Annotated in this window: 19 protein-coding genes; 8 read left to right on the forward strand and 11 right to left on the reverse strand. The window is 63.8% G+C overall.

The window, feature by feature from the left end:
* Window positions 1-44: 44 nt before the first annotated feature.
* Together msrB and ABY42_RS11150 are read left to right on the forward strand one after the other, a co-directional pair.
* A complete protein-coding gene (gene msrB / locus ABY42_RS11145) occupies window positions 45-446 on the forward strand; it encodes a peptide-methionine (R)-S-oxide reductase MsrB (protein ID WP_004975579.1) in 402 nt (133 codons plus the stop codon).
* Window positions 447-767: 321 nt separating this feature from the next.
* Entirely contained in the window at window positions 768-1040 is a 273-nt protein-coding gene (locus ABY42_RS11150; RefSeq protein WP_004975578.1) for a hypothetical protein, read from the forward strand.
* A gap of 138 nt (window positions 1041-1178) precedes the next feature.
* Here ABY42_RS11150 and ABY42_RS11155 read toward each other — a convergent pair whose 3' ends face one another.
* The gene (locus ABY42_RS11155; RefSeq protein WP_004975577.1) at window positions 1179-1607 is read right to left on the reverse strand and encodes a universal stress protein; all 429 of its coding nucleotides are present in this window, start codon (window positions 1605-1607) and stop codon (window positions 1179-1181) included.
* A gap of 125 nt (window positions 1608-1732) precedes the next feature.
* Complete coding sequence (locus ABY42_RS11160; protein ID WP_050459514.1) at window positions 1733-2551, reverse strand: helix-hairpin-helix domain-containing protein; 819 nt, start codon at window positions 2549-2551, stop codon at window positions 1733-1735.
* Window positions 2552-2634: 83 nt separating this feature from the next.
* Here ABY42_RS11160 and ABY42_RS11165 point away from each other — a divergent pair, with 83 nt between their 5' ends.
* Window positions 2635-3654 (forward strand): NAD-dependent epimerase/dehydratase family protein, encoded by a 1020-nt coding sequence (locus ABY42_RS11165; protein WP_050459515.1) that lies wholly within the window; start codon window positions 2635-2637, stop codon window positions 3652-3654.
* Window positions 3655-3759: 105 nt separating this feature from the next.
* On the forward strand, window positions 3760-3996 hold the full coding sequence (locus ABY42_RS11170; protein WP_050459516.1) for a hypothetical protein: 237 nt from the start codon (window positions 3760-3762) through the stop codon (window positions 3994-3996).
* A 141-nt stretch (window positions 3997-4137) separates the two neighbouring features.
* Here the strand turns inward: ABY42_RS11170 and ABY42_RS11175 are convergent, their stop codons facing one another.
* Window positions 4138-4746 carry a translation initiation factor IF-2 subunit beta gene (locus ABY42_RS11175; protein WP_004975572.1) on the reverse strand — a complete coding sequence of 203 codons (609 nt, stop codon included), beginning with the start codon at window positions 4744-4746 and terminating at the stop codon, window positions 4138-4140.
* A gap of 139 nt (window positions 4747-4885) precedes the next feature.
* Between ABY42_RS11175 and ABY42_RS11180 the strand changes: the two genes are divergently transcribed.
* Window positions 4886-5104: a hypothetical protein gene (locus ABY42_RS11180; RefSeq protein WP_004975571.1), complete on the forward strand. Its 219-nt coding sequence runs from the start codon at window positions 4886-4888 to the stop codon at window positions 5102-5104.
* 62 nt (window positions 5105-5166) lie between these two features.
* Here the strand turns inward: ABY42_RS11180 and ABY42_RS11185 are convergent, their stop codons facing one another.
* From ABY42_RS11185 to ABY42_RS11195, 3 genes are all read right to left on the reverse strand, one after another.
* Window positions 5167-5886 (reverse strand): fumarylacetoacetate hydrolase family protein, encoded by a 720-nt coding sequence (locus tag ABY42_RS11185; protein ID WP_050459517.1) that lies wholly within the window; start codon window positions 5884-5886, stop codon window positions 5167-5169.
* A gap of 92 nt (window positions 5887-5978) precedes the next feature.
* A complete protein-coding gene (locus ABY42_RS11190) occupies window positions 5979-6203 on the reverse strand; it encodes a hypothetical protein (RefSeq protein WP_004975568.1) in 225 nt (74 codons plus the stop codon).
* Between the two features lie 195 nt (window positions 6204-6398).
* Window positions 6399-7241, reverse strand: a complete 843-nt coding sequence (locus ABY42_RS11195; protein WP_050459518.1) for an ion transporter — start codon at window positions 7239-7241, stop codon at window positions 6399-6401.
* Between the two features lie 311 nt (window positions 7242-7552).
* On the opposite strand from ABY42_RS11195, the gene ABY42_RS11200 reads away from it, so the two are divergent.
* Window positions 7553-9907, forward strand: coding sequence for a methyl-accepting chemotaxis protein (locus ABY42_RS11200; protein WP_050459519.1), 2355 nt, complete (start codon window positions 7553-7555; stop codon window positions 9905-9907).
* Here the strand turns inward: ABY42_RS11200 and ABY42_RS11205 are convergent.
* From ABY42_RS11205 to hpt, 3 genes are all read right to left on the reverse strand, one after another.
* The gene (locus ABY42_RS11205; protein ID WP_050459520.1) at window positions 9878-10693 is read right to left on the reverse strand and encodes a hypothetical protein; all 816 of its coding nucleotides are present in this window, start codon (window positions 10691-10693) and stop codon (window positions 9878-9880) included. The genes ABY42_RS11200 and ABY42_RS11205 overlap by 30 nt on opposite strands.
* Before the next feature lie 130 nt (window positions 10694-10823).
* Window positions 10824-12194, reverse strand: a complete 1371-nt coding sequence (locus ABY42_RS11210; protein WP_004975563.1) for a uracil-xanthine permease family protein — start codon at window positions 12192-12194, stop codon at window positions 10824-10826.
* A 157-nt stretch (window positions 12195-12351) separates the two neighbouring features.
* A complete protein-coding gene (hpt, locus tag ABY42_RS11215) occupies window positions 12352-12897 on the reverse strand; it encodes a hypoxanthine/guanine phosphoribosyltransferase (protein ID WP_004975562.1) in 546 nt (181 codons plus the stop codon).
* Window positions 12898-13016: 119 nt separating this feature from the next.
* Between hpt and ABY42_RS11220 the strand changes: the two genes are divergently transcribed.
* Window positions 13017-13715, forward strand: coding sequence for a glycosyltransferase (locus ABY42_RS11220; protein WP_049905111.1), 699 nt, complete (start codon window positions 13017-13019; stop codon window positions 13713-13715).
* Between the two features lie 265 nt (window positions 13716-13980).
* On the opposite strand, the gene ABY42_RS19405 is transcribed toward ABY42_RS11220, so the two are convergent.
* Together ABY42_RS19405 and ABY42_RS11225 are read right to left on the reverse strand one after the other, a co-directional pair.
* Window positions 13981-15228 (reverse strand): hypothetical protein, encoded by a 1248-nt coding sequence (locus ABY42_RS19405; RefSeq protein WP_156224382.1) that lies wholly within the window; start codon window positions 15226-15228, stop codon window positions 13981-13983.
* Window positions 15229-15265: 37 nt separating this feature from the next.
* Complete coding sequence (locus ABY42_RS11225) at window positions 15266-16276, reverse strand: restriction endonuclease (RefSeq protein WP_050459521.1); 1011 nt, start codon at window positions 16274-16276, stop codon at window positions 15266-15268.
* A 130-nt stretch (window positions 16277-16406) separates the two neighbouring features.
* Between ABY42_RS11225 and ABY42_RS11230 the strand changes: the two genes are divergently transcribed.
* Window positions 16407-16787, forward strand: coding sequence for a hypothetical protein (locus ABY42_RS11230; RefSeq protein WP_050459522.1), 381 nt, complete (start codon window positions 16407-16409; stop codon window positions 16785-16787).
* The last annotated feature ends 3 nt before the right edge of the window (window positions 16788-16790 follow it).

Here is a 16790-nt window from a genome sequence, read left to right on the forward strand (position 1 = left end):
GGGTAGCCGACGAGCCTTTGGGCGTTCGAACCCTCTTTCGACGTATGAGCGATAGCGAATTCAGCCTCTCGGAGTCAGAGTGGCGCGAGCGACTCTCGGAGGACGCCTACCGCGTCCTCCGCGAGCAGGGGACCGAGCCGCGGTTCTCCGGCGAGCACGTCGACCGGAGCGACGACGGCGTCTACCGCTGTGCCGGCTGTGGGACCGAGCTGTTCGACTCGGAGACGAAGTACGACTCGAACTGCGGGTGGCCGAGCTTTTACGCCGCCGAGGACTCGAACATCGAGCTTCGACGCGACCTGAGCCACGGGATGGACCGCACCGAGGTCGTCTGTTCGACCTGCGGCGGCCACCTCGGCCACGTCTTCGACGACGGCCCGGAGCCGACCGGCAAGCGCTTCTGTATCAACTCGGTCGCGCTCGATTTCGAGTCGGACGAGGAGTAAGACTCGGCGTTCGGAGACCGGACCGACGCACTCGCCGCCGCCCTCACGCCGACCGCCGATGTGCGTCTGTCGGGGTCTGTTCTCTGTTTTCCTCGTCGCCCGGGGACAGAAGAGCCGGTTCCGGACCAGACCACGGCTTCGCGGTGCATCCGCCCGAGGTTAGGCTCGACTTAGGCCGAAAACCGCCCGACCGTCGGGTGCGAGCCGACGGTGCCCGCGCCACGTCGAGAATCGCGGTATCACGGCGGTAGGGCGGGTCTAACGCTCGTCTCCTGCGAGTAGCCGACACGTACCAAATTAGGATGGCGACGTACGAGAGGTATGTCTCGCAGCTACCCGGTCCGCCGCCATCCGACTCGGCGGAGTCCCCCGTTCACGCCCTACGCCCTCGTCGTCGCCGGCCTCGTAACGTTCTGTATCGCCGTCCTCGCCCCCGTCGCCGACCTCTCGGCGGGCATGTCGGTGATGAACGTCGCCGCCAGCGGGACGACCCCGACGCTCGACGGCGGCACGCTCGTCCTCAGCGGCGGCCTGCTTCTCATCAGCGCCGCCTCGACGTTCTTCGGCGTCCTCCTGTTGCTCCTGCGACTCTGAATCGAGGGGGCCGGGCCGGAAACGCGACGAGAATCGGGGATTGACCGACCCCGGCGAGAATCGGGGACAGACGCGAGACACGGGACCACGGAACCCGCTTTACGGTTGCGACGCACTCGCTCGCCCGGCGCGGGCGGATTACCGCCGCTCGATGGGGGTGGCGAGCACGGGAATCTTCGACTGGACGACGACCGACCGCGAGACGCTTCCGAGGATGTTGTCCTCGAAGCGCGCGTGGGTGCCCATCGAGATGAGCGCCGCGTCTATCTCCTCGGCGAACGCGAGAATCTCCTCGGCCGGGTCGCCGCGGCGGAGTTCCGTGGCGGCGTCGACGCCGTACTCGGCCATCGTCTCGGCGGCCTCGGCGAGCGCGGCTTCGCCCTGCGACCTGAGTTCCTCGTACACCTCGTCGACGCGCTCGTCGGCGAGCGTCAGGAAGGCGCGTTCGTCGACGACGTAGAGCAGGGAGACGGCGGCGTCGCGCTCTGCGGCGAGTTCCGCGGCGTCTTCGACGACCGGCTGCATCGAGTCGCTCCCGTCTATCGGCACGAGGATTGTGTCGTACATCAACTGGGAGTTAGGCGGGGACAGTATCACCCTCTTCGCCAGTTCCCGCGCGATGGGAACTACGCGGGACGAGGGACGGACCTCGCGGGGAGACGCGGCTCCGGAAACGGAAGCGGTGCGGGCGGCTACTCGTCACCGGTCGCGTCGTCGGCGTCGGTCTCGTTTTCGGTGCGCGCGTCACTCTCCGGTTCGGGGTCGCTTTCCGACGCCAGTCGCTCGGCGTACCGCTCGGCCCGCCGTTTCCAGTCGGTAACCCGTCGGGCCGACACGTCCGCGGCGGCGGCGAGTTCCTCGTCCGACGCCTCGCGGAGCGCCGACACGGTGTCGATGCCCGCCGCCCGGAGCCGAGTCGCGTACGCCTCGCCGATGCCGCGGATGTTCCGCGGGTCCTCGGGGTCCCGCGCTTCCTCGTCGGCGGCTTCGGCACCCACGCCGCCCGCCGAGACGACCGTCGCCAACTGTTCGGTCATCGCGTCCACGCGACCGTCGAGGCCGTCCACTCGGCCTTCGACCTCGTCGATGCGCGCCGCGAGGTCTTCGTGGGTGTGTTCGTTCTTCCCGTCGGCGACGGCGCTCACGCCCGCGACGTCCGGGTCGACGCCGGCTTCGGCGATGGTCGGGTCGGCGTCGTCGTCGCGGTCGGCCGTCTCGCTGTCTCCGGTGTCGTCTCCGTCGCCGTCGGCATCGACTTCCCCTTCACCCTCGTCGTCTCCGGACGCGTCGTCCGCGTCGTCGGTGTCGTCGTCTCGGTCTCCGACGCCACCTTCGGCGAGCGATTCGCCCGGCTCCACGTCGTCGGGGAGGACGTACACCAGCGCGTCCGCCGGCACGTAGCCGACGACCTGTTTTCGCTTCTTGTCGGCCGTGAGGACGACCCCGCCGGAGTCGAGCGCCTTGTAGCCGCCGCACTCGAAGCTCGTCCCGTCAGTGAGATATACCTTCATAATCGATTATTCGCTTTGCGGCGGGATGAGTGTTGTCGCCCCGCAGTCGGGGGTTTATCACCGTTCGCAGCGCCTCACGACGCATGGACGTGTTCGTCATCGGCGGAACCGGACTGCTCGGCACGGGAATCGTTCGGCGACTCGTCGCCGCCGGCCACGACGTGACCAGCCTCCAGCGGGGCGAGACCGACGACGACCTCCCGTCGGGCGTCGAACGGGTCGCCGGCGACCGCGACGACCCGTCGGTGCTTCGCGGCGCGATTCGGAACGCGAGCCCCGAAGTCGTCGTCGACATGGCGTGTTTCGACGCCGAGACCGCCCGCGAGGCAATCGAAATCTGCCGAAGCGTCGTCGACCGCTACGTCTTCTGCAGCACCATCGACGTGTATCACCGGCCGCCGCCGAGAAACCCGGTCACCGAATCGAGCCCGCGGAACCCGCCGGTCAGCGACTACGCGGCCGGGAAAATCGCCGCCGAAGACGCGTTCTTCGACGCGCACGACCCCGACGGGTTCGAGGTGGTCGTCCTCCGCCCGTGGAACACCTACGGCGAGGGCGGGACGCTCGTCCACACGCTCGGCACGGACTCGTCGTACATCGACCGAATCCGTGAGGGGAAGCCGGTCATCGTCCACGGCGACGGTACCTCGCTGTGGGGGCCGTGTCACCGCGACGACGTGGCGCGGGCGTTCGTCGGCGCGGTCGAGCGTCCGGGCGTCGGCGGCCGCGCCTACAACGTCACGAGCGAGGAGACGATGACGTGGAACCAGTACCACGAGCGCGTCGCGGCCGCGCTCGACGCGCCCGAACCCGACCTCGTCCACGTCCCGACCGAGGTGCTCCGCGCGGTCGCGCCCGACCGGACGCGGATGCTCCGGGACCACTTCCGGTACAGCACCGTCTTCGACAACAGCCGGGCGCAGGCCGACCTCGGATTCCGCTACACGGTCGCGTTCGAGGACGGTGTCCGCGAGGTGGTGTCGTGGCTGGACGACCACGATGAGGTCGAGCCCTGGGACGCCGACCCGCTCTCGGACGACCTCGCGGCCGCGTGGCGGGATTCGACCGACGCGTTCGTCGCGGGGTTCGAGTCTGGCGAGTAGGCCCGTCGGTCGTCGCGGCGGCAAGCCGAGAACGGGGGAGGCCATCGCTCCCGCGTCGTAGGAACGAGCGTCGCCTTTTCACCGATTCCGCCCCGATATGTGGATATGCTCCGAGCTCTGCTGGCGGCGTTCGGTCTGGTTGAACTGCTCGTTCCGGACAAACTAATCGCCGTGTTGACGCGCCTCGCCTACGAGGACGGCGGCGAGATGACGGTGAAGCCGTGGGTGGTGACGGCGGCGCGAGTAGAGGGAGCGGTGTTCCTCCTCGTCGCGCTGTTCGGCCTCCGCGGTCGGTGCGGCGGTGAGGCCGGTGAGAGCGGCGAGCCCGACGAAGACGAATAACTGCGTCTCGCGGGCGTCGCCGACGTCGGTGAACCGGCCCGCGAAAGAAGCGACCGCGGCGAGAGAATATGAGACTGTGCGCGGAAATCGGTCGCCGAGCGACTCGTGTTCCGCCGCGTCGGTGCGACGCGTGCGTCCGGCTCAGGCGAGTCGCGCGAACGCGAGCGACCCGCTCGTGTTCTTGATGTAGACGCGGACGGTCTGTCCTTCCTGCGCGCCGGGCACGAAGATGGTGTACTTCCCGCGCTGGGCGACGCCGTCGCCCTTGCGGCCGGTCCCGGTGATTTCGACCTCGTAGGTGCGACCCTCTTCGACGGCCTCGCGCTGGCGCTTGTTGCTCACGCTGGAGCGCTTCTGGACCGGGCGGAACGCACCACAGGCCTCACAGCGAAGCATGTCGACGCCGTCCTCGGTGACGAGGCGGGTGTCCGGCAGGCCACACTCCGAGCAGATGACGTACTCCTCGACGTAGCCGTCGATGGCCTCCTCGAAGTCGTTGATGGAGAACGACCCGCTGTAGCGGGCGCGGTCGCCTTCCAGCTGACCGCTCGTCCCGAGCGTGCGCTGGATGGCGCTGTGGAGGTGTGCGGGCGTCCGCGAGAGCGCGTCCGCGATCTCCCCGAGGTTGGTGAGGCGGGTGAACGCGCCGTCGGTCTCGCCGGACGGGTCCGGCACTTTGAGGCGTTCCTGTTCGACGTTTCGTTCCGGTAGGACGTTGAGCGCTCGGTCGAGCGCAGTCTGATACTCCATAGGGGTTCGAGTGTCTGGCGACGTATAGCCGTTCCGTGACCGTCCTCCCCGCGGCACCGACGCGTCGGCGTTCGTTTCACCTCCTTCGACGGCGGAACCGAGCGCCACGCCTTCGCCGCTGGCTCTCCAACGCTCCTCCATGGGCTACACGTGGCAGTACTACGACCTCGTACTCCTCGGCATCCTCGGGAGCCTCGTCGCCGGCGTCGTCGCCGGCCGACTCACCTCGATGGAGCCGCAGACGACGCTCGTCGGCTTCAGCGCCCTCGCGGCCGTCGTGATGGCGCACGGCCTGTTCGTCAACGGTCCCGTGGACGAGCCGGGCGACCTCACGGACGAGGTCGAGGCGCTGAACTGAGCCGGGCGACCTGACGACCGTCGGTCGTCCGCTCACACCTCGTCGTCTCGCCGCGCGCCTCCTTACTCGCCGTCGACGACGCTGTTCGTGAGCGTTCCGACGCCCTCGTACCAGATTTCCACGTCGTCGCCGGGCTCGACCAGTCCGGGGTTCGCCGGGCTGCCGAACGAGATCACGTCGCCCGGCTGGAAGGTATAGCGCTCCGAGAGGAACGAGACGACCTCGGCGGGCGAAAAGAGCATCCGCTCGGTGTTCGCTTCCTGCCGGAGTTCGCCGCCGACGTGGGTCGTCATGTCGATGTTCGCGGGCTCCACGTCGGTCTCTATCCACGGGCCGAGCGGCCCGGAGCCGTCGAAGGCCTTCCGGGCGGTCCGGCCGGGCTGGTCGAGCGCGTCGAGGTCGTTGAGAATCGTGTAGCCGCGGACCACGTCGGACACGTCTTCCTCGGCCACGTCCGAGCACTCGCGGTCGATGACGGCCGCCAGTTCGCCGGCGTAGGTCAGTTCGTCGGTCCAGTCGGGGTACTCGATGTCCGTGCCGGGGTCGAGCACCGACACCGGCGGCTTGATGAACCAGTCCGGCTGGTCGGGAATATCGTAGTCCATCTGGTCGACCGTCGCCGCGTAGTTCCGACCCACGCAGTAGAGCGCGGTCGGCTCGCAGGGCGCGAGCAACTCGGCGTCGACGCCGACTTCGTACTCCTCGCCGTCGGCCGTTACGACGCCGTCGTCGTACCGACCCGACACCAGTCCGTCGTCGGTTCGAATCCGTGCCAATCGCATCGCTCTCCCGTCGGTCGGCCACTCACTTCAAGCGACGTGTCTCCGCAAGTGAACGGAGACGGGAACGGCCACGGATGCGCCGCCGACGCACCTCAGTCGGACGCGGACTCCCGGTTCATCCGGGGCATCGACCGGTTCTCGCGGTCGACGAGGTTGTGGATGCGCTCGGTGCGCGTCGATTCGAACTGGCGCTGACACCGGGCGACGCCCGACGCGGGGTCGGTGCGGTCGGCGTTGGGGCGAGTCTCGCCCTCGGTGGTCGGGTCGCGGTCTGTTCGCAGGGTCGGTTCGTAGGTCGGGGTGGCGTTTGTGCTCACGATTTTGGATGGTTCGGGTCGGTCGGACGGCTGTGCGGCGACGAGAAGAGTTAGCGAAGTACGCGTACGACCGACATTGTTGTACCCGGCAGTACAGACCAATCTGTAATAAATATTCATGTTTGAACACCGGCGGCGGTTCGACCCGCGGTTGTGACCGCGTCGCGGCCGCGTTCGTTCTCCCGCGAGTCGTACTCACTCCCGCGAGTCGTACTCCTGATAGATGACGTGGCCGCAGGACTTGCAGTGGGAGGCGTCGGCGTCGTGGTAGGCCAGCCCGCAGTTCTGGCAGGTGACGTTGACCTTGTCGCGGTGGCCCCACTCCTTGACGATTTTGCTCGCCTGCCACGGGATGAGGATGACGCCCGCGAGGATGGCGGCGACCGTCACCCACCGCCCCGCCTCGGTCACCGGGACGATGTCGCCGAAGCCGACCGTCGAGAGCGCGACGACGATGAAGTAAAACGCGTCGCCGAACGTCCCGATTTCGGGGTTCACTCGGTGTTCGAACGAGTAGAACATCCCCGCGGCGACGAAGAAGATGGTGAGCACCGTCAACAGCAGTTTCATCACGCGGAGCGTGCCGACCGAGACGGTGCCGAAGAAGAACTCCTCGTCGCGCGTGAAGCGGTAGAACCGGAGAACGCGGACCACGCGAATCGCCCGCAGGAAGCCGATGTTGGCGGCGACCGACGAGATGGGGAGCGCGAGCACCGCCAGCGTCGGCAAGATAGCCAGCAGGTCGACGAACGAGTAGACGTTGAACAGTTCGGCGGTCCGGTCCCGCGCGCCGTAGAGCCGGAGGAGGTACTCCGCGAGGAACACGAGAGAGACGGCGGCCTCGACGGACCAGAGCGTCGACTGGACCGACGCCGAAAGCGGGTAGGTCTCTACGACGAACACCCCGACGAAAAGCAGGTTGAGTGCGAGGAGCGCGATGTCGATGGCCTTGCCGACCGCGGTCCGGTGGTCGAGAAGATAGAATCTGACCACGTCTCGCGGCGTCTCGCGACGCGACCCCCGCGCGTGACCGTCCATGGCTCGTCTTCGGCGGTGAGATACTTATACCGTTGCTCGCGGGATTCTCCGCTCGTTTTCGATTTTGAAACTATATACTCTGAAAATCGAAATCGTCGAAGACATCCGGACGAGTCTCTCACCCATCGCTCGGCTAGTGGTATCTAAGAAACAGCAGGGAAACGCAGGATTGGGGCGTTTATTCTCGCATCTCGTCTCCGGTTATGCTCGACTTCAGCCGGCGATTTGGGTGTTCTATCCATGTGGATATTTGCTCAATTATATCTATATAGTAGACGAATTTATCACAGATGAAACGAAACTCCCGCTCGATGGGAGAACGCTGGTCACGCCTTCGGGACGCGCTTCCCGACGGCCTATCGGACAGACTCGGCGACCGATTCCCGCGGCCGTCCGTCTCGGCGGCGGTCCCGCGGGCGATTCGCCGCACCTACGCCCGGAAGTTCTTCGCCGCCGTCCTCGTCGCCATGGTGGTGATGGCGGGCGCCGGCGCGGTCACCTACACGCAGGTCCACGACACGCTCGACGCGCAGGTCGAACAACAGCTCACGGCGACCGCGGACCTGCAGGCCGACGGGCTCGAATCGTGGCTCGCCAGCAAGCGTCTCCAGACCCGCACCACGTCTTCGACGTGGCAGTTCCAACTCGGCAACTCGCAGGCGGCCAGTAGCTATCTCTTTCAGCGGAGCGGCGAACTCGGTCAGTCCGACGTGACGGCCATCCACTACGTCGACTACGCAACCGGCGAAATCAAAGAGAGCACCGCCAGTTCGCTGGAGGGCGAGTCGGCCGCCGCGGTCGGCCTCCCGTGGGACGACCTCGAACGGAATGTCAACCCCGAGCCAGAGCGGGTGTACGTCTCCTCGTCGACCTTCCGGTCGCCGGTCGACGACGAGGTGTCGTTCGTCCTCGCGAGCAAGCCACCGGAGAACGCCGAGTCGGTCGTCCTCGTCACCGTCAGCCTCCCGGCCCGGCTCGCGGCGACCGAGCAGACGATGGCCGGAAGCGAGAGCACGCTCTACGGCGCGGACGGGACGACCATCGTCACGACGGCCGAAAACGGGAGTGTTGCACCCCCCGACGACGGCCTGCTTGCGAACGGGGATGCGGCCACCTTCCGAACCTCCGGCGGGGACGTCGTCGCGTACACCGAACTCGACGGCGTGGACTGGACGCTCTCGACGGCGGTCCCTGCCGCCAGCGCCTACGGCGTCCGCGACCGCGTCGGCGGCGGCCTCCTCGCGACGATACTCGTCGCGCTCGGCTCGCTGGGTGCCGTGGCGGTCGTCGTCGGCCGGCGAACCACCCGGACGCTCGACGAACTGACCGCGCGCGCCGAGGAGATGTCGGACGGCGACCTCGACGTGGACCTCGAAACCGACCGCATCGACGAGTTCGGAACGCTGTACGACTCCTTCGACGAGATGCGTGCGTCCCTGCGAACGAGTCTGAACGAGGCAGAGACCCTCAACGACCACCTCGAAGCGAAGGCGGAGGAGTACCGCGCAGTCATGGAGCGCTGTGCCGACGGCGACGTCGCCTGCCGGATGGACCCCGACTCCGAGAGCGCCGCGATGGGCGACATCGCGCGGGCGTACAACCGGACGATGGACGAACTCGGGGCGGTCATCGCCGACGCGCAGACCTTCAGCCGGGCGGTGGCGGAGTCGAGCGCGGCGACGAGCACGGGCGTCGCCGACGTGAACGACGCCGGCGAGGCGGTCGCCGAGTCGATGACCGACATCCTCGACGACGCGGTCCGACAGGACGAACACCTCGACGACGTGGCCGAGCGCGTCAACGACTTCTCGGCGACGATTCAGCAGGTGAGCGCCTCGGCCGCGTCGGTCGCCGACAACGCCGAGGCCGCCGTCTCCCGCGGCGAACGCGGCCGCGACGCGGCCGACGAGGCGATTTTGGAGCTCCGTGCTATCGAGACGGCGACCGACCGCACGGTCGAGCAGGTCGAGGAACTGGCGTCCGCCGTCACCGACATCGAGGACGTGGTCGCGTTCATCGACGGACTCGCCTCGCAGACGCACATCCTCGCGCTCAACGCCTCCATCGAGGCGGCTCACGCGGGCGAGGCGGGTGACGGCTTCGCCGTCGTCGCCGACGAGGTGAAGGGACTCGCCGAGGAGACGCAGGAGGCGACCGGGCGAATCGGCGCCTCAATCGACCGCGTGCGCGAGCAGGCCGAGGCGACAGCCGCGGACATCAGACAGACGCGGATGCGGGTCGGTGAGGGCTCCGAGACCATCGAGGAGGCCGTCGAGGCCATCGACACCATCGTTGACGACGCGACCGACACCTCGGAGGGAGTTCGGGAGATTCGCCGCGCGACCGACCGGCAGGCCGAGGCGACGACCGAGGTCGCCGCCATGGTCGAAGACGTGTCCGCCATCAGCGACCGGACCAGCGCCGGCGCACGCGAGGCCGCGGCGGCGACCGAAGAACAGACGGCGGCGCTCGCATCGGTCGCGGAGCGGGTGGACAGACTCGCCGAGCGCGCCGGTGACCTCCAGGTCGCGCTCGACTGCTTCGACGTTGCGGACGACGGGGCGGCCCCAGCCGCGGAGGCGCTCCCGAGCGCGACGGAAGCGCGGGTCGACGGCGGCGACTCGGCGGCGACCGCCTCAGAGGACGATAGCGCCCTCGGGGAGTAGCTCACGCTCGGTTCGCCGCGCCTCCTCGCCCTCCTCGACGAGCGTCGGCTCGTCGACCGGCTCGGAAAACCGGTTCGGGTCCGGTTCGACCCGTTTGAGCATCGACGAGAACACCGGCCCCTTGCGGCCGCCTGCCGAGGTGATACCGCCGTACTTCCGCTCTTCGAACGTGGACTCGTCGGGACTGGGGAACTCCTCGCGAATTATCTGTGCGGTGTCTCTGATGTACTCGGCGGCCTCCTTCTGCGAGTAGAGGCTCTCGTTGTAGTAGCGCTCGGCGTACTCGTCGTCGAGTTCCTCGGTGGAGTGCTCCGGCGACTCGTAGAGGACGGACTCCGTGGTCGTGTGGCCGCTGGCGAAGCGGATGTTGACCGTAAAGCAGTCGGGATACCGCAGGATGATGGGGAAAAACAGCATGTCGGTGACGGTGATTCGCTGTTGCATCCGCCAGAGTCCCTCGAAGTAGTAGGCCGTGAGCGCACCGACGCGGTCGTCTCGCTCCCCGCGGTTGTACGCCATCGCTATCTCCTCGTAGTCGTCGCCGGCGATGTGGCGACAGCGCCGCTTGTAACTCTTCGCAATGCCTTCGAGTTGCGTCTCGTAGGCTTCGAGCAGGGGGATGTCGGGGTCGGCGAGCATGTCCGCCTTCCGCTCTTGGGCGTCAGCGATGTTCATCATGTTCTCGTGGAACAGCCGCTCGGCGTCCTCGTCCGGCAGGGGCGTTCTAACCGCCTGCCGGTACAGTACCCGCGTATCCCCGTTGAATGTGACCCGCTGCTCGCTCATCTCGTGAAGATGTAATGCGGCGAGAAGAAATGAATTCGTTGGTAATCCGGACGGTTTCCCGACAGTCGTGAGACATGAAATATAAACCGCCTATTGAAACCGAAACTAGTTACTATCTGTTCGATGCGTATCAGTCGTCGGTTGACGTGCGACCGTCCGCGGCGACCGACTCGTCCGCCGCGTCGAAAAGCGGGCTCTGGTCGCCCGGCGCGAGCGTGTTGAGCACGAGCGCCGTCAGCGCGGTCACGATGACCGGCTGACTGAAGAACGTCGCGGCGGCCTGCGGGAGCCCCGAAAGCGCGTCGGGTCGCGTGGCGACGCCCAGACCGAGGCCGAGCGAGGCGGCGACGACGACCATGTTTCGCCGGTTGAGGTTCGTGTGGAGGAAGACGAGACGGACGCCGCTGGCGGCGACCATCCCGGCCATGAGCAGGACCGCGCCGCCGAAGACGGCGCTCGGGATGGTCGCGACCGCCGCGCCGACCTTCGGGCTGAGCCCGAGAATGGCGAGGGCGACGCCCGCGATGCCGACGACGTACCGGCTCATCACGCCGGTGAAGTTGACGATGCCGACGTTCTGCGAGAACGAGGTGACCGGGAACGCGCCGAACACCGACGCGATAGAGCTCATGAAGCCGTCGGTGAACAGGCCGCCGCGGAACTCCTCGTCGGTCGGGTTGCGGCCCTCGGCGGCGGTGATGCCGGACATGTCGCCGACGGTCTCCATCGCGGAGACGAGAAACAGGAACGCGAAGGTGACGATGGGGACCGGTTCGAAGCTGACGCCGAACGCGCCGGGGCGGGGAATCGCGAACCACGCCGCGTCGGCGATGGGAGAGAAGTCGACCACGCCGAGCGGGACGGCGACGGCGTAGCCGACGGCGATACCGACGAGCGTGCTCAGGAGTCGCGTGATGCCGTCGGTAAAGAGGTTGAGCGCGATGGCGACGCCGAGGACGAGCGCCGCGAGACCGATGTTGTGCGCCGCGCCGTAGTCGGCGGCGCCGACCCCGCCGGCGGCGTAGTCCATGCCGACCGGGACGAGGTAGAGCCCGATGATGACGACGACGAGCCCCGTCACCAGCGGCGGGAAGAACGGTTTGATGCGGTCGAACTGCCAGCCGATGAGTCCCTCGACGAGGAAGCCGGTGACGAGAATCGCGCCGAACACCGCGCTCAGGCCGTAGTCGACGCCGATAGTCGTCGCCGCGCCGACGAAGGTGAAGCTCGTCCCCATCACGATGGGGAGCCGCGAGCCGACCGGCCCGACGGCGTACGCCTGTACCACGGTCGCGAGCCCCGAAAACAGGAGCACCATCTGGACCACGTAGGCCGTGTCGGCGACGCCGAGGCCGACCGCGCCCGCGACGATGAACGCCACGGCGGTCGCCGGGACGATCATCACCGAGACGTGCTGTATCCCGAGGAGAATCGACTCCAGCAACGGCGGCCGGTCGTCGATTTCGTATTCGAGGCCGAGTTCACCGCTGTCGTCTGCCATCTGTACTCGCCACGAGCGACCCCCGTTCAATAATAGTTTCGCGTTCGAGCGTATTTCACGGATTCTGACACACCATATTAGCCATGTTCGTGCATACTTTTCGAACGGGAGCGGAGAGCGGGCATCGTCCGCGCGCCCGACCGTGAGCGTTGCCCGTTCAGTGAATCTCGACGCCGTGCTCGTCGACGCTGATGTCGATGAGGCTCGTCGCCTCGTAGTCGGTGTCGTCGAGGGCGGTTTCGCCGACCTTCCGGATGGCGACGACGATGTCGGAGATGTCCGCGCCGATGTCGTCGAGCGCGCCGCAGATGGCCGCGAGCGTCCCGCCGGTCGAAAGCAGGTCGTCCACGACGAGCACGCGGTCCCCGTCTTCGATGTCGTTGATGAACATCTCCGACTCGGAGTAACCGGTCGTCTGGTGGAGCGCGACCTCGCCGTCGAGGCCGTACTCGCGCTTGCGGATGACGACGAGCGGGATGTCCGTCTGGAGGGACAGCGCGGTGGCGATGTGGATGCCCATCGCCTCGGGCGCGACGATTTTGTCCACGTCGAGGTCGGCGGCACGGGTGATGCCGACGACGACCTCGCGCAGGAGCTGGGGGTCGAGCATCGGCACGCCGTTGCTGATGGGATGGACGAGGTAGGAGTAGCCGTCCTTGTCGATGATGGGCGCTTCGTGTAGGGACTCCTCGAGTCGCTGCATGGGGTCCGTTTCACGAATCGACCCAAAAGTGGTTCGCTCTCCGGGAGCGCCTCGTGCCCGCCCCCCGCGAGCGATTCGACCCACAAAAGTTTCAATTGGTTGCTATGATTCGTGTAGTAATGACAACACTATCGGTTGTCGTCCCCGCGTACGAAGAGCCCGCGAACCTCCAGCGATGTCTCTCGGCGCTCGACGGTCAGCCCGCAGAGGTGGTCGTCGTCGCCGCCGGTTCGGACCACACCGACGAGGTGGCTCGCGACCACCCCGCCTGCGATATGGTCGTCCGCGACGACGGGCGCGGCCCCGGTGCCGCGCGAAACCTCGGCGTCGACGCCGCCTCCGGCGAAGTCGTCCTCTTTACCGACGCCGACACGGTCGTTCCCGCCGCGTGGGTCCGCGCGCACCGCCGACACTACGACGACCCGAACGTCGTCGGCGTCGGCGGCCCCGCGCGCCCCCTCGAGGACTCCCTCCGGCACCGCGTCCTGTTCAAACTCCTCTCGGACTACTGGTACCGCGTCTCGTGGCCCGTGGGGTTCGTCCAACAGCCGACGTTCAACTGCAGTTACCGCCGCGACGTGTTCGAGACCCACGGCGGCTTCGACGAGACGCTCCCGTTCATGGAGGACACTGAACTCTCCTTGCGGCTGAAGGACCGCGGCGAGGTCGTCTACGACCCGGAGACCGAGGTTGCGACCTCCGCCCGCCGCGAGCGCGACGAGGGGTACCTGTCACTGTTCCTGACGTATGCCCGCGCGTACGTCAGCCACTACGTCCGCGACCGGCGAGTTCGCGGTCGCTACTTCGACTCACAATAACCCCGGTCAAGCCGCTCGGACTCGACAGTCTCCTCCACCGTCGGACCTTCTGAGAAGTGGCCTCGGCACTCGAACCAGTAACTACCACCGACTTACGAAACTATTTATAAAAAATTGATTCTACTCAAACCGATAGACTGCGCAGGGATACCCATCGAGATGCGCCCTATGTCACGGTGGACACGAAATTACGACTTTGCCCCTTTCCTATCAACCTCGATAATATTTTAGAGGGGACCAAGCCCGTAATTGCCAATAGAGGGAGTTAGCCTAAAACCTGAATTGTTCCATCGACCAACTGAGGTGTCAAGAGCCCCACACCAATTAGCAGAATACCCAGAATGGCAACGATGAGTAGCCGTATCCAATCGTTGTAATCCTCGGACAGCACGACACCGAGTCCCGAAAACGCAACCACCAAACCCCCAGTCAATACGAGAGATACTCGACTTGCTTCGGCAACAGATAGTGAACTCAGAATTGCCTGTGCCGACGTAACCACTACTGCAATTAGGCCAGCAAAGAAGCCGATTGAGCGGAGTGTTTGATTTCGGAACCGTTCCATTCGTTCCTTGAGTTTGCTCTCAAGTTCTTCGGTTGAACTCTTGAATTCCTCTAACTCACTTTTGGCTTCTTCAAGAGCTTGGTCAGCACGTTTAGCGTTTCGTCGGTTCTCCCTTAGGTTGTTCAACTGTTTGTAGTAGTTGTAAGCATCACTAGTGTCGGAACCATCCTCCCCAGGGTGTAATTCTAGTGCTCTGTTAATCTCTTCCTCTGCGGCTGCGAAGTCACCCATCAATTCTAAAATTTCACTTCTGATTGCGTGGAAGCCCGAATCCTCTGGAGAGAGGGTAACTGCCTTCTGCGAATATGCTTCAGCAATAGATAGCACTTCGCTACGCCCATTTGGTAGACCTCGGGTATTCAGCGGTTCAGTTGGACCGCTATAGTAGAAGTGTACAACCCCCTGTGCGAAGGTTGAGTAAAACCGTGGATTGGTACAAGAATCATCGATGATTTTGTTAACGCAATCGATTGCTATTCGGTAATGTTCGGTCTTGAATCCACGAAGATATACTTCTGAGCGCAAAAGTTGGTAAATCGGCCTATTAGAGAATTTTCCTTCGAACTCGTTCAAATATTCTTGGAGTGTGAAGAAGTCACTCGCGTCATTGAGCGAGGCACGGATTAGCATATAGAATGCCCCAAAGATGACCTCTTCCCGAAAAGGGCCCATTGCTGGGTCGCCTAACCCTATTGGGTCTGGAGATGCTTCTTCGGGAATCAATAGTTGTAGAAGGTCCTCCCTATGAATTCTAACTGGTCTAGATTGAGAACAATACCTATCAAGATACCCGATATATTCCGCGTCAGTTGGTGATAGACGACCGTTCTCAATCAGCTGTGAAACCTCTTGGAGGAAGTCTATTGCCTCCTTGATTCTCGGGTTTCTCTGTGCCTGAATGGTTTGGCCGAGATGGTCTTCCAGTTCAGGTAATGTTCTATAATCCATAGTGTGAAGATTTTGTGGAATCAGTTCTTGAACAATACTACTCTTCAAGCGGTGGGTCTTGAGAGGGGATATAGACCTGCTTCAACGGCACTGTTGCCTGATACTCGGATTCAAGGTTGTCATAGTGTTGAATCAGAAGGTCAATGAATTCATCTCGGTCGATGAGCGTAACTCGCTGCTCAGCATTCCGTGCAGCGTCTTTTGCATCGCTTGTGTAACCCCCAGTTGAGACAAACAAACCCCGCTCGCCGTTTCCAAGTGTTCCCGTGAATGCTCGCATGTCTGGGGAACCAACCTTCGCCTGTTGGCGCTTGACCTGTACCTTGATGTATGGTTCTTCGAAACCCAGCGAATCAGGGTGAGCAATTACGTCGATGCCTCGGTCCTGACTATCTCTCGTCTTCTTTGCATGGTAGCCCATCGCTCGTAGGACTGCCGCGACCAGCTCCTCGAAGACGAACGGGTCCATGTTCGCCAGAATGTCGGAAATGAGTTCGTCTGCCTGATTCTCGACCTCGTCGACGAATGGTACAGTATCCTCCTCTTCTTCAGGCTCTTCGGGTTTCTCACCTGAGAGAACAGTAGTGATTTCGTCAAGACAATCATCGAGCGAGAATACCGTCAGCGTGCTTCCGAGAGTGTTCTTTGTGGAGGTGGTAAATTCGTCCCGTGAAACGTTGTCCTTCCATTCGACACGCCTGACGTGCGGGTATTCTGGCGGATGGTCCCCCGGTTTCCATTCATAACCGCTCGTAACCTCTCCGATGAGATACTCTCGTTCGGTCTTATCGTAGGTCAAGACGAGATGCCCTATCTCAATCTCAAGGGCAAATCGATTTACTTGCCCCGCATTCTGAGCAATACGCCGATTATTATGCTCAGAGTATTCGTCCGTGGAGTTGAAACGACCCTTCATCTCATCGTAGGAACGGACATCGGAGATGTCTCCCAGCTCACTCCACCCAACTGCAACTAATGACCGGGAATCAAATTCCTCAACAAGCTCGTTATCATTCCCTGCGCGAACCATGAACGCTCGCTCTGCCATATGGCTCGACTGTTTCTAACTTCGACCTATCAATGTTCGCACCCGTTCGAGATTTCTATTAGTATTACTTACACTCTGGTTTGCGGACGTTTATTATTTCAAAGAGAATATTCTCCAGTGAAAGAATAAAATGCCGCTTGGATTCATCGGACAAAATCTGGAGACCATCTTGACCGGCTTGTCGATGATGGTAATCGGTGGATGGCTTTACGAAGCACGAGACGGGTTCTTCTTGTCCGGCGGTTCGTTTCGAAACAAGTACGAGTCTCTCGTCATTCTGCTCGTTTCCGTAGTAGCTGTCTCAATGATGACCCCTTTCATCGAGCAGTTCTGGACATCAATCGTCAATCAATACGGGTCAACCAGAATTCTTGGTGTTGGGCTCATCCTTGGAATGGTAGCGGTCAACGATGCAGCCGAGTGGACCTTCACAGATGCCAAGTCGCTCTCTGTGTACGCCGTAGGTGCTCTCTTCGTTCTCAAGCCAGAATTAGTTCAGAGTATACTCTAACGT

It is taken from the genome of Haloferax gibbonsii (genome assembly GCF_001190965.1).
GTDB lineage: Archaea > Halobacteriota > Halobacteria > Halobacteriales > Haloferacaceae > Haloferax > Haloferax gibbonsii.